We start from the raw sequence: 22,687 nt of genomic DNA, 5'->3' as shown, positions 1-22,687 counted from the left end.
GGGATTAAAATTAGTAAAAGTTTGCCCGAATAAATTCTGGCGGGCACCTACAAGCGTACAAACTTTCGTCCTCCTGCGCAGACTATTGAGTAAATGATATTTAGAACGGTCAGCTAGTCCCAGTTTTTATGCAAAACTCCTCAGAAAATCTTAGTATCTCCAGCGAGGAAAGCCGCAGCATACTTGCGGACAAATTACCCGCAGCTCAATTGTTTCCGCCGAGTGTAATTTGGATGACGGGTGCGGCTGCTGCGATCTTCTTTTTGTGCAGCAGTTGGCGGCACGCTTTATTTCAATCAACCGCTTGGGATTTAGGCATTTTCGACCAAGTTATTTATTTAATCAGCCAGGGAAAGCCGCCGATTTCCTCATTTTTGGGCTTTCACATTATGGGAGATCACGCTAGTTTGATTTTTTATACTTTAGCATTGTTATACAAAATATCTCCCGACGTTCACTGGCTTTTTGGGGTACAAGCTGTTGCTTTAGCTGTGGGTGCTTTGCCTGTTTGGAGTTTGTCAAGTCTGGCTGGTTTGAATCCTAAAAAATCGGCGGCACTGGCAGCGGTTTACTTGCTTTATCCAGTGGTTTTTAACATTAATTTGTTTGATTTTCACCCGGAAGTTATAGCTTTACCTGCTATTTTGTGGGCGATTTTGGCGGCGCGCTTGAGTCAGCCTTGGCGGTTTTGTGCGGCGGTTATTTTGATTTTGAGCTGCAAGGGAGTTTTATCTTTGACTGTGGCGGGGATGGGTTTGTGGCTGCTACTCTTCGATCGGGAAAGTTTATCTGGGAAAAACAGGGTAAAAAGGGCGATCGCACTTTTTGCTATTATTGCCGGCACAGCGTGGTTTTTAATTGTGACTCAAGCAATTATTCCAGGTTTTAGGGGGACTGAATCCGGCAGCGTCGGGCGCTATGCTTATCTGGGAAGCTCGGTATTAGAAATTGCTGCAAATTTGCTATTAAAGCCTGGGTTAGTTTTAGGAAAGGTTCTGTCGATCGACACATTTAAATATCTATTTTTATTGATATTACCCGTGATTTGGGGGCTTTCCCCTCGCTATTTAACGCCTCTGGTTGGCGCGCTGCCGACTTTAGTTTTGAATGTCCTTTCTGAAGAACCGTTTCAGCGCAGTTTGGCTTATCAGTATTCGCTGCCAGTAATTCCATTTTTATTGTTAGCAGTTATCTCGACAGAAGCAGGAAGAAGCAAGAAGGAAAAAGGAGAAGGAGAAAAAATACCAATTACCCATTCCCATTCCCACTTCTCAATTCCTAATTTAAATACTTCAAAAACAATAATTATGTGGTCGTTAATAGTTTTCTTATTTTTGGGCGAATATAAGGATTTTTGGCTGTATCTAAATCGCGCCGACACTGCGCAAGCGACGCGCGAAGCTGTCAGCCAAATTCAGCCACAAGCTAGCGTTTTAACCGACAACCGACTTGCCCCCCACTTGGCTCACCGATCGACAATTAAGGCACTTTCGCAAATTTCCTCCGAGGCTGATTCGGTTAATTTTGACTTTGTACTGTTGAATTTGCGCCATCCGTGGCCCGACACTAAAGAAATGGGCGATCTCACGGCAAATTACCTCAAAAAATCTCCCAACTTTAAATTACAATATCAGAAAAATGATGTTTTGCTATTTCAAAAATTTGGCTATAGATAATAATTTAAAATGATCGATTTAAAACAGAAAAAAATTCACCCTGCAGCATGGATGGTAGGTGTAGCAACCCTAATCTTTTTTGCCACCAGCAGCGCGCGCCACGCTTTGTTTCATTCAACAGCATTCGACTTAGCAATTTTTGACCAAGCAATTTATCTAATATCCCAAAATCAAACCCCATTTTCCTCTTTAATGGCAATCAATATTTTGGGCGATCACGCAGCATTTATTTTCTACCCGCTAGCTTTACTTTATAAAATATATCCAGACGTTCACTGGCTTTTATTAGTGCAAGCTGTTTCCCTAGCGTTAGGTGCTTGGCCTAGTTGGAGTCTAGCACGTCAAGCGGGCTTAAGTGAAAGTACATCAATGGCAATTGCAGCGGTATATCTGCTTTACCCCGCAGTATTTAATGTCAATCTTTTTGACTTCCACCCCGAAGTAATTGCTGTGCCAGCAATTTTAGCCGCAGTCTTAGCAGCTAGACTTGATAAAATATTGTGGTTTTGTGCCGCCATTCTATTAATTTTAAGCTGCAAAGCCGTGCTCTCGCTGACAGTTCTGATGATGGGTATTTGGCTGTTTTTATTTGAAAAAACGCGCAGGTGCGGACTGATAGCTATATTTCTCGGCGCGGCTTGGTTTTTGATTGCAACTCAAACGATTGTACCGTATTTTAATCAGGGCAAGCAACACGCAGGTGTCGGGCGATATCATTATTTGGGAAACTCGGTTTTTGAGATTGGTATTAATTTAATTCTGAAACCTCATCTAATAGCTGGGCGGCTGATTTCAGCGGATACTTTGGGATATTTAACTTTGTTATTTTTGCCTGTAATTTGGTGGCTTTCCCCGCGCCATTTGTCGCCATTAATTAGTGGTTTACCCATGCTATTGATGAATCTTCTTTCGGATATAGAGGCTCAGCGAGATTTGATCCACCAGTATTCTGTGCCGATATTTCCCTTTTTATTAATTGCTGTAATTTCTACCCTAGCAGACAGAGAGAAAAGAGGGAATAATTTTGGTAAAAATGCCGGCAATTATGTGTGGAATCACCGCAACTGGATTCCTCGACTTGGGAAGCAACTATCGAAACGCATTTCTATTAAATCTATTAAACATATCTGGTGGATTACCCCCAGATGGAGGTGGGTGAATTTGTGGTTTTCCAATTTGTCAAACTTGTTGATTTTGTGGTCGCTGTTAGTCTTCGTGATTTTGGCAAAGTACGGCTATTTCTGGACAGTTTATTTAGAATCTCTTGATAATTGGCAAGCGACGAGGCAGGCAATTAATCTCGTGCAAACTAAAGGCAGTGTTTTAGCTGATAATTCCCTAGCAACTCATCTCGCTCACCGTTCAACAATAAAATTGCTGCATCAAGTTGCCAACGGACAAAGTTTAAATGAATTTGAGTATATACTGCTAAATTTGCGCCATCCTTGGCACGATACGGCGGATACTGCTGTGAGTGTAGCTGCTCAACTTCAAAAATCTTCAGTGTTTCAAATAAGCTATCAGCAAGACGATGTTTTGTTGTTTAATAAAATCATAAAATAAGTAGTATTAATGAATAAATTAAACTCTTTTAATAATCTAAAGTATTATCCTGTCATTTTGTCGATCGCCCTTTTTTCTCTGCTATTTTACATTTGCAGCAGCACGCGGCACGCCCTGTTTGAGTCCAACGCTTTTGAACTGGGAATTTATGACCAAGTAGCTTATTTAATCAGTCAGGGACAAACGCCGTTTTCGTCATTTCTCGAAATTCATCACATGGGAAATCACGCCGCTTGGGTGATGTATCCTGTGGCTTTGCTTTACAAAATATATCCCGAGGTGCATTGGCTGTTGTTAGTGCAAGCAGTTTCCCTAGCATTGGGTGCTTTGCCGACTTGGAGTTTGGCGCGTCAAGCCGGATTAAATAATAGCATAGCTTGGGCGATCGCCTGTATGTACCTCCTCTATCCATTAGTATTTAATGTCAATTTATTCGACTTCCACCCCGAAGTAATTGCTTTGCCCGCACTCTTAGCAGCAATCTTAGCGGCGCGGCTGAATAAAACAGTATGGTTTTGTGCTGCCATTGTATTAGTTTTGAGCTGCAAAGCCGTGTTATCTTTAACCGTGGCTGCGATGGGTTTTTGGCTGTTATTTTTTGAAAAAAAGCGTAATTGTGGACTCATCGCTCTATTTCTCGGCGCGGGTTGGTTCCTGGTAGCTACTCAGGCAGTTATACCGTATTTCAATCAGGGAAGAGAACACGCGGGAATCGGGCGCTATGGATATTTGGGTCATTCAGTTTTAGAAATTGCTGTTAATTTAATATTGAAACCAAATCTCATTTTATGGCGTTTATTTTCTTTTGATACTTTTGAATATTTAGCGTTATTAGTTTTGCCTTTAATTTGGTGGATTTCGCCGCGTCACTTGACACCTTTAATTAGTGCTGTACCGATGTTGGCGATGAATATTATTTCCGATATCCCCGCTCAGCGCGATTTGATTCATCAATATTCTATTCCGATACTGCCATTTTTGTTGGTGGCTGTAATTTCCAGTTTAGCAGATAGAAACCAACAACAGGGAAAGACAATATTTGATAGATTGCCAATTCCTAATTATCTATTGCCTAGAGTCATTGTAATTTGGTCGTTGATTGGTTTCTTAGCTTTAGCAAAATACGGATATTTTTGGACTATTTATTTAGATTCGCTCGACACTTTGCCAGCTACCAGAGAAGCCATCGCTCTCGTCAACACCAAAGGCAGTGTTTTAACAACTTCTCACATTGCTCCGCACTTAACGCACCGCCCTATAGTAAAATTAACTCAAGCTCACGCCCCACCTGCAAATCTCGCAGAATTTGAATATGTATTGGTGAACCAGCGCTATCCCGGCTGGATGAGCGCTCGAGAGTTTGTTAAGAACCTAGTAACTCAACTCCAAAATAACCCTCAATTTCAACTCAAATATCAGCGGGATGACATATATCTATTTACCCAAAATCATAACAAATAAATCAGGTTTTCATCCTTCGCGCCCTTTGCGCCTTCGCGCTTGGTAAAACAAATCTGATTCAGTCATCGAGGCACGCTAACCAGGGCTGTGTAAAAAACTTATTCGGGAACTGGCAAAGGGAAATGATTGCCTTTGCTACGAAAAATTGTAGGAGTCACAAAACTAAGAAAGTCCTGTTACCTACCAGCGATAAATTCGATCGCCCAAAAGCTGAAATTTTTTGCCGCCGGGGAGCAAATCACCTTCTAATCCCGAAATAGCAAACGCTTTTTCTGACTGTTCATCGCGCAAAAGTTGCGATAAATCCGGGTCAGTTTGCTGTACTTGACCTACAAACCAAGTGTGCAAACCTCTAACAGACACCAGGTACAGATAGCTAGCAGTGCGGGGGGTCAATTCTGACACTAATCCGACTAACTCCGTGTCAGCGGGTCAAATCAGCCCAGAGGAAGCAGATTTTTTGCTGCGGGTGCGGTAAGGGAAGTTGCCATAAAATGCCGCTAACACCGACAGCGCCGTGCTATTTTATCCGATTTTTATCCCCTTTGGGGGACGATTTTTGAGGGCGATCGACTGTCGAAGTCTTTTGGCAGCCCCAAAAACCGGGTCTGCAGCCAGTTTCCCGAACCTTCCGGGATAGACAAACATCACTAAAAAACCGACCACCTAACACTCAATTTTTGTAAAGGTTTTCCTCTTTGTAAGTAAACAGAAATATCAAGTGTTTAAAATCACATTCTGCGGTACAATTGTCAAAAGCTCGTAGCATCCTCAACTCCGATCCTTAACTATGAACACAACAGAAAAATCTAAACTCTCCAATCAAAAAACTTTGGAGGCGATGAAGAATTTCTCCGAAACCTACGCCAAGCGCACGGGAACTTACTTTTGTTCCGAGCCTTCTGTCACGGCTGTCGTCATAGAAGGACTAGCAAAGCACAAGGACGAACTAGGTGCTCCCTTATGCCCTTGTCGCCACTACGAAGATAAAGAAGCCGAAGTCAAAGCCGCCTACTGGAACTGTCCCTGCATTCCCATGCGCGAGCGCAAAGAGTGTCACTGTATGTTATTTCTGACGCCAGATAACGATTTCGCTGGAACTAAGCAGGAAATTGGAATGGATCAGATTCAAGCTGTCAGAGAAACTATGTAATCGGTTAAGTAGGCGGTCGTGAAATGGCAGCAGTTTGGAAAACAGGTCGTTATTTTTCCTCTTTTTAAGACTTAGCTATTAAAAAAAACCGATCGCCGCCTACTCAAATACACGTCCCCAATCAAAAATCACAATCTTCAATCGAATGACAGAGGAAATGCCGATCGAGTTTTGGGAAGGCATCGAACAGTTTAATAACCGAGAATTCTACGCCTGTCACGACACACTAGAGGCTTTGTGGATGGAAGCCGGCGAGCCAGAAAAAAAGTTTTTTCAGGGAATATTGCAAATTGCCGTCGCACTTTATCACTTAGGCAATCAAAACTGGCGGGGCGCAGTAATTTTGTTGGGAGAAGGGATAAATAGGCTCGGTTATTATCAGCCGATTTATGCAGGAATTGCTGTTGAAGAGTTGCTGGGAGAAAGTGCTAAAATTTTGAGTGCTTTGCAACAAGCTGGACCGGAAAAAGTCGCGGAATTTGTACCGTTATTAACAGGCACAGAATTAGCAGACTTACGATTGCCACGAATTATCAAACTCAAACGCTGCTGACTTGAGCCGTTGTACGGCTTGAGTTATCTGTGAAGCTCGCAGTTTAAAAGCAATCTGTTGGCGATCGGGGTTAAGTTATCTTGAGGTTATGAGTGGGTTTACTTCAACACGCTCATTATCGAAAGCTGTACTGCAATGAGTTAAATCCTATGTCTCCTATCGAATTGAAGGATAAAGAACTAATTGAAAATGCTCGCTCCATAATCAACAAGCGTTTCAAAGAAGACTTTCACCATGTTGGGGCAGCATTGCGAACAAAGTCGGGCAAAGTCTTTTCCTCTGTCCATTTGGAAGCGTATGTTGGGCGAGTTGCGGTTTGTGCTGAAGCGATTGCGATCGGAATGGCAGCGGCAGCAGGAGATACAGAACTTGAAACAATAGTTGCTGTAGATCGTAAAGGTCGAGTTGTGCCACCGTGCGGTATGTGTCGTGAGTTGATTTCCGATTATGCTCCCGGTTGCAAAGTAATTATTGCGGAGGGGGAGATCGTGACTATCAGCCAATTATTGCCTAGAAAATACCAGAGGAGGGATTGATGATGTTCTGGCAAAAACAGCGTCCGATCTCCATCCATTAGGAGAGCGAACCGTGATTGTGGTTGGAGGCTGCCCGAAACTTCCCGATCGAGGAAACCGTCAAAAAACCTGCTTTTTCCAGCAAATCATCCAAACAGGCGAAGAAAGTGCTGCCAAGATTGCTAGGATAATTGGTTGACGCTCTCCCGCCAGCCGACCGACAAGTGCGGGAGTCTTTCGGGCCGTTAAAATAAAATATTTAACTGATAAGCTGTTGTACATCTCATCTCCATCAAGAAAAATGTCCCGGTTGCCGTGTCCGGCGTCCTTCACTCAGTCTCAACAGACAAGTTAAATGCTCCCGGTAGCTGATCTGTCAGTGTCAAAACTGGAGGTAATGCCCTTCAGCAATTTTACAAATTTTGAGGCTTGTAAGCTATGATGCCCTCCGCTAAACTACTCAATTCCAGAATATTCAAAGGATTATCGCTGCTTTTGCCCCTCACTCTGGCAGGCGCGATTGCCTCTCCCACCTACCCGCAAGCCGGGCCGCCCCGCACTCTCAGTGTGCGATCGGACATTCAAGAAGCCGACTCCAAAACCGGCATCGTGACAGCCCGCGGCAACGTCCAAATCAACTATCCAGCCCGCCAAATACAAGCAACCGCAGCTCAAGCTCAATACTTCAGCCGCGAGCGCCGGATCATTCTCAGCGGAGATGTTTACGTATTGCAGCAGGGCAACAGCCTGCGCGGTGAAACCATAACATACCTCATCGACGAAGGGCGGTTTATTGCCCTGCCAGACAACCCAGGACAGGTAGAATCGGTCTATCTGGTTGCCCCGGAACAAGATGCGGCAGCCCAAAATGCAGTGGGTTCCCAACGTCCAACTACAGCCCCCCGGTAAAAGCGACTCGCAGCAGCGAAATTTCGCCTCATCCAAAACATACTACTTGGGATAGATGCGAAATTTCCTCTTTTATAAATTTAAAAACAGGAGATTGTAAAATATCAACTTGAGACTCGATCGCACAAAGCCGCAGTCTGAAATTTAGCTTGTAGAGGTTGCCGGGAGCGAAAATGAAAATTGTACTAGAAAATATTCACAAATCCTACGGAAAACGCAATGTAGTCAGTCGCGTCAACCTTTCGGTAGCCCAAGGAGAAATCGTAGGACTGCTCGGCCCCAACGGGGCGGGCAAAACCACAACATTTTACATAGCAACCGGATTAGAAAAACCCAATCAAGGAACTGTTTGGCTCAACGATTTAAATATCACTAAATTGCCGATGCACCAGCGAGCGCATTTGGGAATAGGCTATCTCGCTCAAGAAGCAAGCATTTTCCGGAACATGAGCGTGCGCGACAACATTTTATTAGTCCTAGAACAAACTCAAGTGCCGCGTTGGGAATGGCGCGATAGAGTCGATTTCCTATTGCAAGAATTTCGCTTAGAAAAAATAGCATCCAGTTTGGGAATTCAAATCTCTGGGGGAGAAAGGCGGCGGACTGAACTGGCCAGAGCATTAGCCGCAGGGCGAGACGGCCCGATGTTCCTATTTTTAGACGAACCGTTTGCAGGCGTCGATCCGATCGCCGTAGACGAAATTCAAACTATTATTGCCAAACTGCGCGATCGTAAAATCGGCATCCTCATCACCGATCACAACGTCCGAGAAACCCTCGAAATTACCGATCGAGCCTACATCATGCGAGACGGTCAAATTTTAGCCTCCGGGGCGGAAGAAGAACTCTACAGCAACCCTTTAGTGCGACAGTATTACTTAGGTGACAACTTCGTGCGATAGTCTTTTGAAGGCATTCCGCATCCGTCATAATTTGAGATTTGAGATGTTAGATTGAGGAGCCAACTGCAAAAACCCCAAACTATGAAAATAGCAAGATCCAATTCTTTGAATCCCATCAACTGGCTGCCGAGAATTTCCGTAATGGACTGGTACATTACCAAAGAACTAATCGGCCCATTTTTATTTGGCGTCGGACTCTTTACATCAGTCGCCGTCACAGTTGGAGCCTTATTTGAATTAGTCCGCAGAGTAGCAGAATCCGGCCTCCCCTACGGCGCAGCCATAGAAATTTTTCTCCTGCAAATTCCCTACTTCGTAGTATTGGCTTTCCCCATGTCAATGCTGCTAGCAACGTTAATGGCATACAGCCGAATGTCCAGCGACAGCGAACTCATCGCCCTCCGCAGTTGCGGAGTTAGCGTTTACCGATTGATACTGCCCGCAGTGATTATGAGTTTAATTGTTGCCGGCTTCACCTTTGCTTTGCAAGAGTTAGTCGTACCCGCCGCCAGCTACAGAGCTACTCTAACTTTAGACAGAGCCCTGAAGCGAGAAAAACCGATATTTCAAGATAGAAATATTATCTACACAGAATTTCGCAAACCAGAAAAAGGCGGCGACGAAACCCTAGCCCGCTTTTTTTATGCAGAACAGTTTGACGGTCAGCGAATGAAAGGTTTAACAATTATCGATCGCTCCACCCCGGGCCTCAATCAAATCGTTTCTTCAGAATCAGCTACTTGGAATCCCTCAGAAAACACCTGGGATTTTTTCAACGGAACCGCTTATATAGTAGCTCCTGATGGCTCTTACCGCAATATAGTTAGGTTTCAACACCAGCAGTTGCAACTCCCGCGCACGCCCTTAGATTTAGCTGCTAGAGTGCGGGATTTCAAGGAAATGAACATTGCCCAAGCTGTAGAGCGTTTAGATATAATTAAAAACAGTGGCGACGAACCGCAAATTCGCAAATTAAAGGTGCGAATTCAAGAAAAATATGCTTTTCCTTTCGTGTGCATGGTATTTGGTTTAGTGGGAGCCGCTTTGGGAACTCAACCCCGCCGCTCCGGCAGAGGAACGAGTTTTGGTATTAGCGTAGTTGTGATTTTTACTTATTACGTATTTTCTTTTATCACCAGTTCTATGGGCGTGAAAGCTGTTTTGACTCCGATTTTGTCGGCTTGGTTGCCGATCGTGTTTGGGTTGGGAATCGGGGGATTATTGTTGGTGCGGGCCGCCTCTAGGTAAGTTTTACCAATAAGATTGGGAATGCGTAATTGGGAACTTTTACACTCGCCTACCCGCAGTATTGGGAATTGCTAATATCGTTTTCGTTGCCGAACTTTCTTAATTTAAGGATTAGCAAAAGTATTGATTTCGCCGCCGCCAATGTAGCGTCCCGGAGGCAGCGAGCGGGGTGTAGCAAAAGGTTGAGGTTGAATGGGCTGCACGCCCTGATTTGTGTTTTGAGGAACAACTCCAAAGTTAGGCTGCTCCGGCGGTAAGTTAAGCTGACTCGGTTGAGATAGTTTAAATTCAGAATTCGCTGCATTGGGAGAGAATTGAGGGCTAATTATCTTGCTTCCCCCGAGAACAGTCGTCCCAGGGGACTGTCCGACATTGGGAAGTAGAGGTACGGGCGAAGGTGTGGCTACTGGAATTGCAGCAGGTTTAACTTCAGGTGCGAAGTCTGAGCCAGATAAATTAGTTTGGTAGGGATTTTTGGGCAAAGCCACAGTCGGAGGGCTTGCAGTAATTTCCGGGAGGCTGGGTACTCTGGAATTTAACCCGGAAAATGATTCAGGGACTGTAGCTGCCGGGTTTAAGAATTGTTGAGATTCGTCGATCGTAGTATTTGTCGGAGCCGGAAGTGGGGGAAGTGCTGCGGGAACATTCACAGAATTTGCTCCAGCTTGAGCTGTAGCGGCTGTTGGAAGCAAATTTGCCGGATTTGGTGCCGCCGGATCGGAAGCCGGTCGATCGAGCAATTTAGCCGATTCTGCTGTTTTCTGAGCAGCAGCCACCGTTGCCGCAGTGTTAGCAACGACGTATTTTTTCATAGCTGCTTGCAGCGGACTCAAAGGAAGAGAATTTTCGTTTTGTTTGCCTGAATTAGCACCACTCGACGCCTGCGATAAAGTTGCTGTCGCTGTACCCCTAGACTCAGGCTCGATCGTTTTTATCCCGGAAATCAGTCCCCCACTGCCAGATAAACTCAAAGTTGATGTCGCGTTTGAACTTGGCAAACTGGAGTTTTGCGGGTTATTGTTTGCAGCCCGGACAGCAGGATTTGCTAAATTTGGCAAGGGCAAAAATCTGCTGCTTGCTACCGGCTTGGGGGCTGAAGATGGCTGAGGAATTTCTAAGCCCCGAGTGCGAATTTCGTCGAATAAACCTTTGTTTTTGACGGCTGATGAATTTAACAAACCGAACTCTGAATTAGAGCGATTGAACTGATTGACTAGCACCGGTAAGCTGTCGATTTCAGCCGCAATGGCGCTATCTTCTGCAGACAGCCCCGAGAGCGAAGCTGGATTGTTTGAGGCTGCTACTTCTTCGCCATCTATCCTCAACCTGTCTGGATGTACGGATACCTCCCAGATAAATAACCCCCCTGCAGACAGCACGGCTAGCGGAGCCAAAACCGCCGGTTGCGTCCAGTGGCGCAACCGCGCTATTAGATAGCGGACAGATGTAGGGAATCCCTTAAAACTTGACATAGTTTTGCTTCCATCTGAGCGTGCGGACTTAAAACTATTTTTCCTAGTCTACCACATCAATCTTGATTATTTTTGCTGTCCCGGGGTAAGGGCGATCGGACTATTGATTGAAAGTTGCCAAATATCTATGCAACAGGTGAATCTCTATCAAGCAGGGGTAGAAATATGTGTTGCTTTCCTCAAATTAAGGGGCGTAAGATGATAAAATCTGACGGGACTCGGTGCCCGGCCTGCCGGACGTGTCAGCCGATCGACCTCCAAGCAAAATGTCATGGCAAAATTGGCAATTGCTGAGAACAACACCCAAGAAAAGTGGAGAGAAAATAGATGAAAAAAGTAGTAGAAGTATTAGCAAATCGGGAAGAACTAATAAATAGATCGCTGGGGATTGTCCTGTCGAAAATCCCAGCAGCCATAGCAGAACGCGGACTGTGTACGATCGCCTTAGCGGGCGGAAGCACACCCGAACCGCTCTACAGAGCGATCTGTTCCCAAGACCTGCCGTGGGACAAAATTCACGTTTTCTGGGGCGACGAACGCTACGTTCCCCCTGAACACCCGGATAGCAATCAAAAAATGGCGCGCCTCGCGTGGCTCGAGCGAGTAAATATCCCCGCCAGCAACATCCACCCCATGCCCACAGGTGCGGGCGACCCCGCAGCCGACGCCTCGGCGCACCAAACCGAATTGCAGCAGTTCTTCAAAGTATCCGAGGGCGAGTTTCCTGCTTTCGACATCATTCTCTTGGGCATAGGAGACGACGCCCACACAGCCTCTCTATTTCCCGGCACAGCAGCCTTGCAAGTCCGCGACGCCCTAGTAACTGTCGGCAACAAAGACGGTCAACCCCGCATCACCTTTACAGTCCCCTTAATCAACCGCGCCCGGTGCGTTCTCTTCATGGTCGCAGGAGCCAGCAAACAACCTGCCCTAGCTCAAATTTTTGCCCCCGCCGCCGATGAAATGACCTATCCAGCCAGACTCGTTCAACCAGAGGGCGAACTTTGGTGGCTGCTCGATGCGGCTGCTGGCGAAGCAGTAAAATAGCCGATATATCCGCCCACTGCCAACACAGTCAGCAGTATCACTAACTCAATCTTCCCCATCACAGCTAACGTCACGGCGTCAGCTCAGTTGCTAGTATTAGCGAAGCAATATAAGAATTGTGGCGGTTAAAGTTAAAATTTGACCATATACACGACTATTTTTATGAGGCTGATTTGAAAATCTGGCCGATAGCAAGGAGAAATCGATGATTGTCTGTCCCAATTGCAATCACCAGAACCCCGACGGGGCCAGCCAGTGTGAGGCTTGCTACACGCCTTTACCTGTTACCGCAAGTTGCTCGAACTGCGGTGCTGCTGTTCAGACAGATGCAGCATTTTGCGGTCAGTGCGGCTTTAACTTGCGCCCGGGTTCCATAGTTCCAGAAGTTGAGGTGACAGTACCGTCCCCCTCGCCTGTGGGCCCCACAGTGGTATCGTCACCGGTGCCGGATTTACCGCCAAGCGAACCCCTGATGGCAATGGAACCTCTAGTTACCCTAAATAATGGGCCTAACTTGGAAAAAACTCCCGCCAGCATTCCTACGATTCCAGAACCCCCGCCTTCGACCTCGGTTCCTGTTACAACTGAATCAGTGGCAACACCAGTAAATACCTCTCCCCCGGTTCCGGGCCCACAGCCAGGTGTAGCTAAAACTCAACTGCAACAGCAGTCGGCGCGCCTGCTACACGTTCAGACAAATACGCCGATGGAATTGCCGCACAGTCTGTCTGTGGTTCACATAGGCAAGCCAAATGACTTAGTGCCGCCGGATATTGATGTTTCCGGATTTGCTAATTCTGAGATAGTTTCTCGGGTACACGCAAATCTCCGGGTGGAGGGAGATGCTTGCTACCTAGAGGATGTAGGCAGTTCCAACGGTACTTACGTCAACAATACTCCGCTGCCCAAGGGAAACCGGCACCGGTTGCGACCGGGAGACCGCATCTCTCTGGGCAAAGGAGACCTGGTTACGTTTTTATTTCAAATCTCTTAGATCGAGTTTGGATTGGGCGATCGAAAGTCTAAAATCTAAAATCGCATCTTGAGCCGCTCTACCAAAACTCAATGCTGCCAATGTGATTAAGCTGACCTTGCTACATCCACTCCAGTCTATACCCGTCCGCAGTTGGATCTTTGAAGACGAGCAGGTCGTCCGGATCGGGCGCTCGACCGAAAACCACGTCGTTCTTTTTAGCGCTGTGGTTTCTCGCCGCCACATCGAATTGCGACGCAGCGGCATAACTTGGGAACTGATCAATTTAGGTACCAACGGCACTTACCTCGATGGTAAGCCGATCGCTAAGGTTCCGGTGGTGGACGGTCTGATCGTTCACTTGGCTCGATCGGGCCCGAAAATTCAAATCAACGTCGGCCCGAATCAGTCCTCAGTCCAGTTAGGACTTCTTAGCGTCAAGCCAAGGGATGCTAAGGAAATTCACGCTCCCTCGGGCGGCGCACACATTAGCACGATTCCTGTTCCCGACCACAAAGAAGTTGGCACTTCCAGGGAAGAGGAGGACTTAACGGAGGCAGATAATAATCGCCATTATTCGGAAGAAGAATATTAACTAGGCCTCTTTGGACGATCGAAATTTTTCACTCGGCGGCACTCAGGAGTTTATTTATGAGTACATCACAACAGATAGTTAGGCGCAGCGAACTGCTCAACCGCCGCACGATCGACCGCAGAACGGCGGAAGAGGTCGGCAGGGTAGATCGGCTTTGGCTCGATGCTCACTCCCAGCGGGCGATCGGCTTTACTTGCAAGTCGGGACTTTTGGGCAGCAAAAAAACTTGGTTCGCTTGGGCGCAAGTTGATACGGTGGGCGAAAATGTTTTTGTCAGCATTAACCCGGAACTGCCGGAATTGCATCAGCCGGAACAAGCTGTTTGTCCGATCGGGCTTGAGGTGCTCACGGACGCTGGGAATAAGGCAGGTACGGTAGTTGACTACCTATTTGATGTCCGGACTGGTACCGTGATCCACTACCTGTTTAAATCGAGCGGCTGGCGCGGCGTTTTAGACGGGATTTACTTGCTACCTGTGGCAGCTATTTCGACCATCGGCAGCAAGCGGGCGATCGTCTCTGAAGCTGCGGTATCCGAGCCAGTGCAGTACGCGGAGGGATTTCACAAAAAAGTCGGTCTGGTAGCAGAGTTTTTACACGAAGATTTCGACAGAACTCTCAAAAATGTGGCAGGCGTGAAGCGGGGCGCTCAAAGTCTGGCGGAAAAATTCCAAGATAAAGCTCTAGAAGTCAGGGATGTAGCTCAAGAAAAAGTTGCAGAGTTGAAGCGGCAAAGGCATGAATCTGCCTCGCCGGAGCCTGTGCCGGAGCCGCCCGAGTCGGATTTGAGCTGAAGTTTGGCCTTCCCGATCGCCCTGCGACTAATTCCAGATCGCCCTGCGACTAATTGCCGATCGCATTTTGGGGGTGGCGCGCCCGAGGAAGGTCGATCTGTATTTTCCGTGTGAGAGATTGAGGCGTTCTGGCTCAAAATTCCAGTGCTGCTCAAAGCATTGTATTTTAGAGGTATCGCATCAAAAAGGAAAATGTTAGCAACTCAAAAAGACCGATGCTGTTTGATACAACCCACAAGTATTTTATCTAGAGACCCCAGCAGTAATAATTGCTTAACTTCTGTCTCCACGAACAGCGATTCCCCGATCGTTGACTGTCGCCCGCTCGATAACTCAAATCAGCGGTGCAACAAGCGCTTGTCTGAGTTGAATTCTCTGGTTGAGCAGGGAAAAAATGGTTATTGGGCCGATCGAATTGAGCGGCTCGCCCATCGGTGCCATGGCTCCATCCCAGATCCCATTAATCAACAGGTTCCCACCGCTGTCAATCACTGCCAAGTTCACCTGATTAATACCATCGTGTTTGGTTGTTACCGAGGGCTGAAAAAATTTGCGGCGGTGCCAAAAACTAACGCTCAAAAGTTTGTTCAGATGCCTCAAGCAGCCACAAGTTCAACTTTTACCCCAGAGCCAGGGAATCGCGGCCCACGGACAACACCTTTAAGAATCAAATTTTTTGGGCTTTTATGCCCCAGAATCTATCTGGAAGCATCCCCGTTTCTGTCTGGCGGTGGAGTGTCAAAACATCAGTGATTACTTTAACTCTGTTACATCCTATCCAGTCTGTCCCGGTTCAAAGTTGGTGTTTTGAATCCGAATCTGTGGTTCGGATCGGTCGATCGAACGACAATGATGTAATTATTTACAGCGCTGTTGTTTCCCGCCACCACGTAGAGCTGTGGAATCACGCTTCTGGCTGGAAAATTATTAATTTTGGTGCTAACGGCACTTATGTCGATGATAGACCGATCGCTCAGGTGTCAGTGGCCGACGGGATGACCATTCGCTTGGGCAATTCCGGGCCAAAAATCCGGATTCGGGTGGGCGCGACGAATGTGGAACCTGCAAAAAAAACGAGGGCACCACAGCGCGAACTCCCCGACCACAAGGACGCAGTTTCAAAAGACAGGTCAACAGCTTGGTCTCGGGGTGTGGGAATCATCGAAGACGATGAATATGGAGCGCTGACTCAAATCGATCTTGACTGACCGGCCGTTATCTATGCCTGCAGGCTAAATCAAACAAACCTCAGGGCGCGCAATTTGAGGTTCTAACTAATTATCTGGACAATTCCGCTGATTTTTGCCCAACTATGCCTATAAACTTATGAACAGCTTCTATAGATAATCGGACATCACCCTTCTACAGATAAGATTTGGGGGATATCGCCCGATATTATCTCTGTTTCGCTGCTTGCCCACCGGCGGTAATCTAAGAGCAACTGGTGCATCAACCGCTGTTTAACGCTTAGGAGTACGCTCTTGAGTAAACCGTTGCCCGTTGCTTCTAAAATTGGTTTGGGCGTCAACCAAAACGGTGGCGGTAACTCTACTTGGACTTCCAAATCCGCTTTTCCCTTCAAGTATGCTACCCCGCTGCTTTGCTGCACACAAAGCTGTCCTTTGAGATTGAGAGCGAAGCGATCGTTGATATAACCCACGCCGCGAATTTCGCAGGCGACGGACTCCAAATTGATGGTGCCGTCCGGCTGCGCCCACACTCTCATGTCTACCGTGGGTTGAATGCTCAGCATCATAAATTGTAACGACCGCATTTTCAGGCGGAAACAGTCATCGCTGAGCTGCTCTGTGCGACTTCGATCGACCAGAGCGTTCACCAGTCGCCTCGGCTGGCGCAGATAATGTTGAATGGGCACCCGTTCCTCTGGTACGGCGAGCTCAACGGATTGGGAAGCATTAAAGCGGATATACATGAGAAGATATCAAAATATAGGATTCCTAAGCATATCTTAATAAAGTATCACCTTTTTTAAGGTGACATAAGTCGTGCACTAAGTCGCGCACCCAGCAATGTCATCCGAGAAATCACGGATAAAAGCTTTCGGGACATCGCTAATTTTTCATCATACTTGCTAGCTGATGAGAGTAAAGCAAACTTTTGTAACCTAAAATTGCCTCTAAATGAAAATTTCGTTAGCGAAGCCCTCGAAGAGGATCGCACATCTGGGCCCTGTCGGTACAAATGCAGAAACAGCCGCTCTAGCTTATGTCAATTGGTTGAGCCTGGAAACTAACTTTGAATGCACCCTGTGTCCTTATTCGACCATTTCCCAGGCGCTAGAGGCATCTGCCGTAGGGCAGGTAGACTGTTCAGTTGTGCCAGTCGAAAATTCGATCGAAGGCAGCGTGACTGTCACCTTAGATACACTGTGGCGGCTCGATCGACTCCGCATTCAACACGCCTTAGTTTTGCCAATTTCCCACGCGCTGGTGTCTCATGCTAAAAATTTTAACGAGATTCAAAAAGTTTACTCTCACCCGCAAGCCCTAGCTCAGTGTCAATTATGGTTGGCGCAGTTTATTCCCTCAGCTCAATTGATTCCGGCGAATTCTACCACGGAAGCATTGCAATATCTGGAAGATAGAAATGTAGCGGCGATTTCTTCGCCAAGAGCCGCTGAACTTTACCATTTGCCAGTGTTAGCTCAACCCATTAATGATTATCCCGATAATTACACTCGATTTTGGGTACTCAGCAGGAGTGTTGGAGAACTCGGAAACTTGGAAGCAGCCGATCCCTCATCCCTTAAATCCATTACACAATCTGCTCCTAAGTTGATCCTCGATGCTTCCCCGTCTAATTGCACCCATACCTCACTAGCTTTTAGCGTACCTGCCAATATGCCCGGAGCACTGGTAAAACCTTTGCAAGTATTTGCCAGTCGCGGTATTAATTTAAGTCGGATTGAATCTCGACCGACTAAACGATCGCTCGGAGAATATATTTTCTTTATGGACGTTGAGGCTAACGCCTGCCAAGCATTTGTTCTATCTGCACTCGAAGAATTAAAAAATCACACAGAAACTTTAAAAATCTTTGGCTGCTACAGTGTACTGTCAGTAATATAATTTTATTACTGACAGTAATAAAATTTACCGTAAAACTTAGGAGGCTGGCGAGATGAATGCTGATGAACTTCTCAAGCGATATGCAGCCGGAGAAAGAAATTTTCATGAAACCAACTTGAAAGAGGCTTCTTTGCGAGAAGCTTTCCTCATTCATATTAATCTAGCCTGTGCGAATCTCAAAGAAATAAATTTTTCTTTGGCCAACTTAAGGGGGGCAACCTTAATAGCTGCCAAGCTCAAGAATGCTTGCCTGGTGATGACAAACCTCAATGGGGCTAACCTGAGCCGAGCCGATCTAACTTTCGCCAGATTAACAGGAGCGGACATGATTGAGGCCAACCTGAAAAACGCCAACTTGAGCGACACTAAAATGATTGGTGTTAATTTGAGCGGAGCTTCTTTGTACGCCACAAACCTCATGGAAGCAAACCTCATAGATGCTTGCTTGAACAATACAAACCTCGAAAAAGCCAATCTAAGCGAGGCTAAACTGCGGGGAGCGAGTCTGAGAAAAGCCAACTTGAGAGGCGCTTTTTTGTGTGAAAGTAACCTTGAGGGCGCAGATTTGAGAGAAGCAGACTTGAGGGGTGCTAATTTGAGCGGGGCATTTTTGTGCGGAGCTAATTGGGAAGGAGCTAAGCTAGATAGGGCAATTTTAAGTGGGGCAATACAGTTTTGCGTTAGACAAATCTGACATCAGGCAATATATCAGCGGAGAATCCGACAACTAAGGACTAAAAAATATATTATTGACTTGGCTGAAAGTGAAATCAATTTGCTCCTGTACTTTAGCAAAATGAAGCTGCATCTTGAGGATCTCTTTCTTGGAATTAGCTTGAGCAATCTTACTTTCCAAAGCCAGCAAGTTGCGGTTGAGAGTTTCTACTCGCACAGTTTGCTCGTGTAAGTCAATTTTTAGTTCTGCCGCCCGATCGAATTGAACCTGCTTGCGAACCAAGGCGAGGCTAACTGAATTTTCATCCTCTTTCTCAAGAGCCAGCAAAGCTCGTTGCTGCGACTGATTGACTTGAGATTCCGCTTGATTGTACAGCCACTGAATCCGCAGTTGGGCGGAAATCGCGCTGCCAACAGCCTGACGCAGTTCTTTGAGAGGTTCCTGAATTTCTAAGATTAACAGTTCCCAAAGATTCATGAGTGGGCTGGTAAATTCTTCGCGCTCTACAGAGACTACCAATGCTTCTAACAGCAACAAATTGGGTTGTATCTGCTGCATAATTGTCTCAAATATTAACTGCGCTTCGGACAACTCCCGATCGTAATTTTTTTCTGAGACTACAGCGGATGAGCGCTCTAATATTTTTTGAGTGCTGTCTACTTCAGCTTTTGCATCTACACTGGCAGCTACAAAGGCCTGTAATTTTTCAGGGGCGATCGAATTCAGCCTTTGTCGAAGCAAATCGCAGGCCGCCCGCTGCACTGGCCCTGTTTCGCTTTGACAAATCTTGATGACTATTTTTAAGCCTGCATCGCCGTAATTCAATGTCTCTCTCAAGGCGGCGATTCGATGTTCGCTGACAGAACTAGACAGCCGATGTTTAACTCCTGCTAGTCCGCCGAGCACTACACCGCCGACAGGAGGTGGCAGTTGACCGCCTCTAACTGCATCGTATGGTTTCGGTTGGTCGTGATTTTCTAACACAAGCATTTACTGCTATAAGGAACCTATCCGAACCTGTGTGAAGTTAAGGATTAAACAGATACCAGTTCCAAAAAATAATGGAACTGTAAGCCAGCGATCCAAACCCTTAGTTCATCAGTCAATCGAAAATCAAAAATCAAAAATCGAAAATCGAATGATTTGTGTGTAATTCTTTCTTCACTTCAGGTCAAACCGATCGTGCTTTTTCCTAGGCAAATTGGCTACTTGAGGGTATCTTTAAGTACAGTCCTGGCTGCCAAGTGATTGCGAGTAGAAGTCAAAATTTCGGTTTCGCGTTCCAATCTTGCAGCAGTATCTTGCAATTCTAAAAGAGTTTGCTGTTCTGTCGCTGCGCCGTAAAGGTAGCTGGCTACCCAGTAGGACAATTCTGTAGGCAAACTGGGAATGTCTTCGGGCAGGTCGATCGGCTGATCCATCAATTTGCTGGAGAGGCGAACTACGTCTCTGAGCAGTTGTTCGACATCTTTTCCCAAAGGTCTGAGGTCTTGTTGCGGCGGTTCGTCTTCCATCCATTCTACTAGACCGACTAAATAGGGTTTTTCCCGAACGGCGTCGAGGACTCGGAACCGCTGCTGCCCGAGAGTCATAATTTTCATGCGATCGTCGGGCAGGCGTTGGCAGTGAATCACTTCGGCGCAACAGCCAACGGCAGAGACTTTGTTTTGGTTGGGATCCCACATGAGTACACCGAAACGCCGATCGCCTTCCAGAATCGTATTCATCATGATTCGATAGCGAAACTCGAAGATTTGCAGCGGCAGCGGTCTACCTGGAAATAGAACCACTTCCGGCAACGGAAATAAGGGGAGTTCGCGAACTGCTACAGAGGAAGAAGATGCCATTGTCGCTCAAAAGTGACGGTACTTGCGCTTATTTTTCTTACTTTAACTGATTAAAGGCAATTCCGGGGCAGGAGCGATCGGGCTTTTGCGCTGGCAACGGGATCGACGGCTCGCTATCTCCCGTGGTGGCAGCTTGACAAAGGCGTTATTTCGTCAAAATGTTAAATATACCTTTTTGCTGAACTAAGTGATACTGAAGGCGATGATAGCGACTGCTAAAGGATGGTTTTTGCAGCGAGCGCGCCTTAATTAAGAATAATTATTTAAGTTCGTGCCGGAGCCGAAATTATTGCTGATTATTAAGTAATAACTAATATCTCATAACTAATGACTAGGGAAATTTAAACAAAAAGAAGGAACTATTTATTTAATCTTTGTTCCTTCTTTTCGAGTTTTCGATAAGTCAACCTACAGCTTGACTTCGATATCTACGCCGGCGGGCAAATCCAGTTTCATCAAAGCGTCAATTGTTTTGGCCGATGGCTGGTGAATGTCGATGATGCGGCGGTGCGTGCGGGTTTCAAAGTGTTCGCGAGAATCTTTGTCTACGTGGGGCGATCGCAGCAAGCAGTAAATCCGCCGTTTGGTGGGCAAAGGAATCGGGCCGATCGCTGTGGCTGCTGTCCGATTTGCTGTATCTACAATCTTTTCGCATGATGCGTCTAAAATCCGGCGATCGAAAGCTTTGAGGCGAATGCGAATTTTTTGCTGTTGAATTGTTGCCATTTTTGTTTCTTGAATTTTCGAGGTTCAGTTTGTTGTTTGTTGTCTGTTGTCTGTTTGCAGTTGTTTTTGGGCTAACTGCTAACTGCCTGACCATGACTAATAACTAATCACTAAATAGCAGAAAAGCCGGATTGAATTTGGTGGCTTTTCTGCTATTTAAGCTGTTATCGGAGTCCTACTTGAGGATTTTGGAAACAACGCCAGCGCCGACGGTGCGTCCGCCTTCGCGGATAGCGAAGCGCATTCCTTGTTCGATCGCGATCGGGTGAATCAACTCAACAGTCATTTTGATCCGGTCACCAGGCATCACCATTTCTGCTTCACTACCGTCATCAGCGGTGAACTGTGCGATCGTGCCGGTCACGTCAGTGGTACGGACGTAGAATTGAGGGCGATAGCCCGAGAAAAAGGGCGTGTGCCGACCGCCTTCTTCCTTCTTGAGGATGTACACTTCAGATTCAAACTGAGTGTGAGGCATGATGCTTTTCGGCTTGGCAATCACCATTCCGCGCTCAATATCCGCCTTTAAAATCCCCCGCAGCAGTAGGCCCACGTTGTCGCCGGCCAAGCCTTCATCCAACTGCTTGGTGAACATTTCCACACCAGTCACCGTAGTGCTGCGAGTGTCCTTAAGACCCACCAATTCGACTGTTTCGCCGACTTTGATTGTGCCGCGCTCAATCCGACCCGTAGCAACAGTACCCCGACCCGTAATCGAGAATACATCTTCTACAGCCATCAAGAAAGGCTTGTCAATTTCGCGCTCTGGGGTGGGGATGTAAGAATCTACTTCTTCCATCAGCTTGTAAATTTTGTCAACCCAGGGATTTTCGCCCTTCTGGATTTTGGGGTTAGCAATCATCGCTTCGAGAGCTTGCAATCCAGAACCTGTCACAATGGGGATGTCATCGCCTGGAAAATCGTAAGAGCTCAGGAGTTCGCGGACTTCGAGTTCCACAAGTTCCATTAGTTCTGGGTCGTCTACCATGTCTTCTTTGTTCAAGAACACAACCAAGCTGGGAACGCCAACTTGCTTAGCCAGCAGGATGTGTTCGCGAGTTTGAGGCATGGGGCCGTCTGCAGCTGATACCACTAAGATGCCGCCATCCATTTGAGCTGCACCGGTGATCATGTTTTTCACGTAGTCAGCGTGTCCGGGGCAATCTACGTGGGCATAGTGCCGATCTTTGGTTTCGTATTCGACGTGAGCAGTATTAATCGTAATACCCCGTGCTTTTTCTTCAGGTGCGGCGTCGATTTCGTCGTATTTCTTAGCCTTTGCCTGACCTAGTGCAGAGAGAGTCATCGTAATCGCGGCGGTCAAAGTTGTTTTGCCGTGGTCAACGTGACCGATCGTGCCGATGTTTACGTGGGGTTTAGTCCGTTCAAATTTTGCGCGTGCCATTCTCGATTTGTTCCTTGTTTCTTTTAGCGATTTTAGATTTTAACATTTTAGATTTTAGACTTTGGATTTCATCCAAAATCCAA

General features: G+C 46.6%; 25 protein-coding genes. 17 read left to right on the top strand and 8 right to left on the bottom strand.

Annotated features, from left to right (window positions below; all coding sequences use genetic code 11):
- Window positions 1-128: 128 nt before the first annotated feature.
- From QUB30_RS00440 to QUB30_RS00430, 3 genes are read left to right on the top strand one after another with little or no spacing between them, the layout of a single operon-like run.
- Window positions 129-1,676, top strand: a complete 1,548-nt coding sequence (locus tag QUB30_RS00440) for a DUF2079 domain-containing protein (RefSeq protein WP_333327469.1) — start codon at window positions 129-131, stop codon at window positions 1,674-1,676.
- 9 nt (window positions 1,677-1,685) lie between these two features.
- Entirely contained in the window at window positions 1,686-3,239 is a 1,554-nt protein-coding gene (locus QUB30_RS00435; RefSeq protein ID WP_333327466.1) for a DUF2079 domain-containing protein, read from the top strand.
- A 9-nt stretch (window positions 3,240-3,248) separates the two neighbouring features.
- The gene (locus QUB30_RS00430) at window positions 3,249-4,700 is read left to right on the top strand and encodes a DUF2079 domain-containing protein (protein ID WP_333327463.1); all 1,452 of its coding nucleotides are present in this window, start codon (window positions 3,249-3,251) and stop codon (window positions 4,698-4,700) included.
- 180 nt (window positions 4,701-4,880) lie between these two features.
- Here the strand turns inward: QUB30_RS00430 and QUB30_RS00425 are convergent, their stop codons facing one another.
- Window positions 4,881-5,105: a hypothetical protein gene (locus QUB30_RS00425; RefSeq protein WP_333327459.1), complete on the bottom strand. Its 225-nt coding sequence runs from the start codon at window positions 5,103-5,105 to the stop codon at window positions 4,881-4,883.
- Window positions 5,106-5,490: 385 nt separating this feature from the next.
- On the opposite strand from QUB30_RS00425, the gene QUB30_RS00420 reads away from it, so the two are divergent.
- From QUB30_RS00420 to QUB30_RS00410, 3 genes are all read left to right on the top strand, one after another.
- Window positions 5,491-5,853 (top strand): ferredoxin-thioredoxin reductase catalytic domain-containing protein, encoded by a 363-nt coding sequence (locus QUB30_RS00420; protein ID WP_333327456.1) that lies wholly within the window; start codon window positions 5,491-5,493, stop codon window positions 5,851-5,853.
- A 145-nt stretch (window positions 5,854-5,998) separates the two neighbouring features.
- On the top strand, window positions 5,999-6,406 hold the full coding sequence (locus QUB30_RS00415) for a DUF309 domain-containing protein (RefSeq protein ID WP_333327454.1): 408 nt from the start codon (window positions 5,999-6,001) through the stop codon (window positions 6,404-6,406).
- A gap of 149 nt (window positions 6,407-6,555) precedes the next feature.
- Window positions 6,556-6,942 carry a cytidine deaminase gene (locus tag QUB30_RS00410; RefSeq protein WP_333327451.1) on the top strand — a complete coding sequence of 129 codons (387 nt, stop codon included), beginning with the start codon at window positions 6,556-6,558 and terminating at the stop codon, window positions 6,940-6,942.
- A gap of 99 nt (window positions 6,943-7,041) precedes the next feature.
- Here QUB30_RS00410 and QUB30_RS00405 read toward each other — a convergent pair whose 3' ends face one another.
- Window positions 7,042-7,254 carry a hypothetical protein gene (locus QUB30_RS00405; protein WP_333327448.1) on the bottom strand — a complete coding sequence of 71 codons (213 nt, stop codon included), beginning with the start codon at window positions 7,252-7,254 and terminating at the stop codon, window positions 7,042-7,044.
- Between the two features lie 105 nt (window positions 7,255-7,359).
- Between QUB30_RS00405 and QUB30_RS00400 the strand changes: the two genes are divergently transcribed.
- The 3 genes from QUB30_RS00400 to QUB30_RS00390 all read left to right on the top strand — a co-directional run bounded on the left by QUB30_RS00400 (window position 7,360) and on the right by QUB30_RS00390 (window position 9,980).
- Complete coding sequence (locus QUB30_RS00400; RefSeq protein WP_333044586.1) at window positions 7,360-7,830, top strand: LptA/OstA family protein; 471 nt, start codon at window positions 7,360-7,362, stop codon at window positions 7,828-7,830.
- Window positions 7,831-8,003: 173 nt separating this feature from the next.
- Window positions 8,004-8,732 (top strand): LPS export ABC transporter ATP-binding protein, encoded by a 729-nt coding sequence (gene lptB / locus QUB30_RS00395; RefSeq protein WP_333244526.1) that lies wholly within the window; start codon window positions 8,004-8,006, stop codon window positions 8,730-8,732.
- A gap of 81 nt (window positions 8,733-8,813) precedes the next feature.
- Window positions 8,814-9,980 (top strand): LptF/LptG family permease, encoded by a 1,167-nt coding sequence (locus QUB30_RS00390; RefSeq protein ID WP_333327444.1) that lies wholly within the window; start codon window positions 8,814-8,816, stop codon window positions 9,978-9,980.
- A gap of 104 nt (window positions 9,981-10,084) precedes the next feature.
- On the opposite strand, the gene QUB30_RS00385 is transcribed toward QUB30_RS00390, so the two are convergent.
- The gene (locus QUB30_RS00385) at window positions 10,085-11,452 is read right to left on the bottom strand and encodes a hypothetical protein (RefSeq protein WP_333327440.1); all 1,368 of its coding nucleotides are present in this window, start codon (window positions 11,450-11,452) and stop codon (window positions 10,085-10,087) included.
- 327 nt (window positions 11,453-11,779) lie between these two features.
- Between QUB30_RS00385 and pgl the strand changes: the two genes are divergently transcribed.
- The 6 genes from pgl to QUB30_RS00355 all read left to right on the top strand — a co-directional run bounded on the left by pgl (window position 11,780) and on the right by QUB30_RS00355 (window position 16,069).
- A complete protein-coding gene (gene pgl / locus QUB30_RS00380) occupies window positions 11,780-12,499 on the top strand; it encodes a 6-phosphogluconolactonase (RefSeq protein ID WP_333327436.1) in 720 nt (239 codons plus the stop codon).
- A 205-nt stretch (window positions 12,500-12,704) separates the two neighbouring features.
- Entirely contained in the window at window positions 12,705-13,493 is a 789-nt protein-coding gene (locus QUB30_RS00375) for an FHA domain-containing protein (protein WP_333327433.1), read from the top strand.
- 82 nt (window positions 13,494-13,575) lie between these two features.
- On the top strand, window positions 13,576-14,067 hold the full coding sequence (locus QUB30_RS00370) for an FHA domain-containing protein (RefSeq protein ID WP_333327430.1): 492 nt from the start codon (window positions 13,576-13,578) through the stop codon (window positions 14,065-14,067).
- 56 nt (window positions 14,068-14,123) lie between these two features.
- Window positions 14,124-14,861, top strand: a complete 738-nt coding sequence (locus QUB30_RS00365; protein ID WP_333327427.1) for a PRC-barrel domain-containing protein — start codon at window positions 14,124-14,126, stop codon at window positions 14,859-14,861.
- Between the two features lie 192 nt (window positions 14,862-15,053).
- The gene (locus tag QUB30_RS00360) at window positions 15,054-15,614 is read left to right on the top strand and encodes a hypothetical protein (RefSeq protein ID WP_333327424.1); all 561 of its coding nucleotides are present in this window, start codon (window positions 15,054-15,056) and stop codon (window positions 15,612-15,614) included.
- Window positions 15,611-16,069, top strand: a complete 459-nt coding sequence (locus QUB30_RS00355; protein ID WP_333327420.1) for an FHA domain-containing protein — start codon at window positions 15,611-15,613, stop codon at window positions 16,067-16,069. The genes QUB30_RS00360 and QUB30_RS00355 overlap by 4 nt, the downstream gene beginning before the upstream one ends.
- A gap of 146 nt (window positions 16,070-16,215) precedes the next feature.
- On the opposite strand, the gene QUB30_RS00350 is transcribed toward QUB30_RS00355, so the two are convergent.
- Entirely contained in the window at window positions 16,216-16,794 is a 579-nt protein-coding gene (locus QUB30_RS00350; protein WP_333327417.1) for a DUF1997 domain-containing protein, read from the bottom strand.
- A 208-nt stretch (window positions 16,795-17,002) separates the two neighbouring features.
- Between QUB30_RS00350 and pheA the strand changes: the two genes are divergently transcribed.
- Both pheA and QUB30_RS00340 read left to right on the top strand, forming a co-directional pair.
- The gene (gene pheA / locus QUB30_RS00345) at window positions 17,003-17,950 is read left to right on the top strand and encodes a prephenate dehydratase (protein WP_333327414.1); all 948 of its coding nucleotides are present in this window, start codon (window positions 17,003-17,005) and stop codon (window positions 17,948-17,950) included.
- Between the two features lie 52 nt (window positions 17,951-18,002).
- Window positions 18,003-18,644 (top strand): pentapeptide repeat-containing protein, encoded by a 642-nt coding sequence (locus QUB30_RS00340; protein WP_333327411.1) that lies wholly within the window; start codon window positions 18,003-18,005, stop codon window positions 18,642-18,644.
- Between the two features lie 33 nt (window positions 18,645-18,677).
- Here QUB30_RS00340 and QUB30_RS00335 read toward each other — a convergent pair whose 3' ends face one another.
- The 4 genes from QUB30_RS00335 to tuf form a co-directional block, all read right to left on the bottom strand.
- Entirely contained in the window at window positions 18,678-19,616 is a 939-nt protein-coding gene (locus QUB30_RS00335; protein ID WP_333327408.1) for a PspA/IM30 family protein, read from the bottom strand.
- Between the two features lie 215 nt (window positions 19,617-19,831).
- Window positions 19,832-20,473: an LON peptidase substrate-binding domain-containing protein gene (locus tag QUB30_RS00330; protein WP_333075917.1), complete on the bottom strand. Its 642-nt coding sequence runs from the start codon at window positions 20,471-20,473 to the stop codon at window positions 19,832-19,834.
- A 408-nt stretch (window positions 20,474-20,881) separates the two neighbouring features.
- Window positions 20,882-21,199, bottom strand: coding sequence for a 30S ribosomal protein S10 (rpsJ, locus tag QUB30_RS00325; RefSeq protein WP_006632193.1), 318 nt, complete (start codon window positions 21,197-21,199; stop codon window positions 20,882-20,884).
- A 175-nt stretch (window positions 21,200-21,374) separates the two neighbouring features.
- Complete coding sequence (gene tuf, locus QUB30_RS00320; RefSeq protein WP_333327404.1) at window positions 21,375-22,604, bottom strand: elongation factor Tu; 1,230 nt, start codon at window positions 22,602-22,604, stop codon at window positions 21,375-21,377.
- Between the last annotated feature and the right edge of the window lie 83 nt (window positions 22,605-22,687).

Source organism: Microcoleus sp. BROC3, assembly GCF_036702515.1.
In the GTDB taxonomy this organism is placed as follows: domain Bacteria; phylum Cyanobacteriota; class Cyanobacteriia; order Cyanobacteriales; family Microcoleaceae; genus Microcoleus.
Note: the sequence above shows the minus strand (reverse complement) of the source record. Positions and strands in the feature narration are given on the sequence as shown.

Excerpts from the sequence above, each read along its gene's own strand:
- QUB30_RS00415 (WP_333327454.1), top strand. The coding sequence starts at position 5,999 with ATGACAGAGGAAATGCCGATCGAGTTTTGGGAAGGCATCGAACAGTTT.
- pgl (WP_333327436.1), top strand. The coding sequence starts at position 11,780 with ATGAAAAAAGTAGTAGAAGTATTAGCAAATCGGGAAGAACTAATAAAT.
- QUB30_RS00375 (WP_333327433.1), top strand. The coding sequence starts at position 12,705 with ATGATTGTCTGTCCCAATTGCAATCACCAGAACCCCGACGGGGCCAGC.
- QUB30_RS00435 (WP_333327466.1), top strand. The coding sequence starts at position 1,686 with ATGATCGATTTAAAACAGAAAAAAATTCACCCTGCAGCATGGATGGTA.
- QUB30_RS00340 (WP_333327411.1), top strand. The coding sequence starts at position 18,003 with ATGAATGCTGATGAACTTCTCAAGCGATATGCAGCCGGAGAAAGAAAT.
- rpsJ (WP_006632193.1), bottom strand. The coding sequence starts at position 21,199 with ATGGCAACAATTCAACAGCAAAAAATTCGCATTCGCCTCAAAGCTTTC.
- lptB (WP_333244526.1), top strand. The coding sequence starts at position 8,004 with ATGAAAATTGTACTAGAAAATATTCACAAATCCTACGGAAAACGCAAT.
- QUB30_RS00360 (WP_333327424.1), top strand. The coding sequence starts at position 15,054 with ATGTTAGCAACTCAAAAAGACCGATGCTGTTTGATACAACCCACAAGT.
- QUB30_RS00330 (WP_333075917.1), bottom strand. The coding sequence starts at position 20,473 with ATGGCATCTTCTTCCTCTGTAGCAGTTCGCGAACTCCCCTTATTTCCG.
- QUB30_RS00335 (WP_333327408.1), bottom strand. The coding sequence starts at position 19,616 with ATGCTTGTGTTAGAAAATCACGACCAACCGAAACCATACGATGCAGTT.
- QUB30_RS00420 (WP_333327456.1), top strand. The coding sequence starts at position 5,491 with ATGAACACAACAGAAAAATCTAAACTCTCCAATCAAAAAACTTTGGAG.
- pheA (WP_333327414.1), top strand. The coding sequence starts at position 17,003 with ATGAAAATTTCGTTAGCGAAGCCCTCGAAGAGGATCGCACATCTGGGC.
- QUB30_RS00385 (WP_333327440.1), bottom strand. The coding sequence starts at position 11,452 with ATGTCAAGTTTTAAGGGATTCCCTACATCTGTCCGCTATCTAATAGCG.
- QUB30_RS00440 (WP_333327469.1), top strand. The coding sequence starts at position 129 with ATGCAAAACTCCTCAGAAAATCTTAGTATCTCCAGCGAGGAAAGCCGC.
- tuf (WP_333327404.1), bottom strand. The coding sequence starts at position 22,604 with ATGGCACGCGCAAAATTTGAACGGACTAAACCCCACGTAAACATCGGC.
- QUB30_RS00350 (WP_333327417.1), bottom strand. The coding sequence starts at position 16,794 with ATGTATATCCGCTTTAATGCTTCCCAATCCGTTGAGCTCGCCGTACCA.
- QUB30_RS00400 (WP_333044586.1), top strand. The coding sequence starts at position 7,360 with ATGATGCCCTCCGCTAAACTACTCAATTCCAGAATATTCAAAGGATTA.
- QUB30_RS00410 (WP_333327451.1), top strand. The coding sequence starts at position 6,556 with ATGTCTCCTATCGAATTGAAGGATAAAGAACTAATTGAAAATGCTCGC.
- QUB30_RS00390 (WP_333327444.1), top strand. The coding sequence starts at position 8,814 with ATGAAAATAGCAAGATCCAATTCTTTGAATCCCATCAACTGGCTGCCG.
- QUB30_RS00365 (WP_333327427.1), top strand. The coding sequence starts at position 14,124 with ATGAGTACATCACAACAGATAGTTAGGCGCAGCGAACTGCTCAACCGC.
- QUB30_RS00430 (WP_333327463.1), top strand. The coding sequence starts at position 3,249 with ATGAATAAATTAAACTCTTTTAATAATCTAAAGTATTATCCTGTCATT.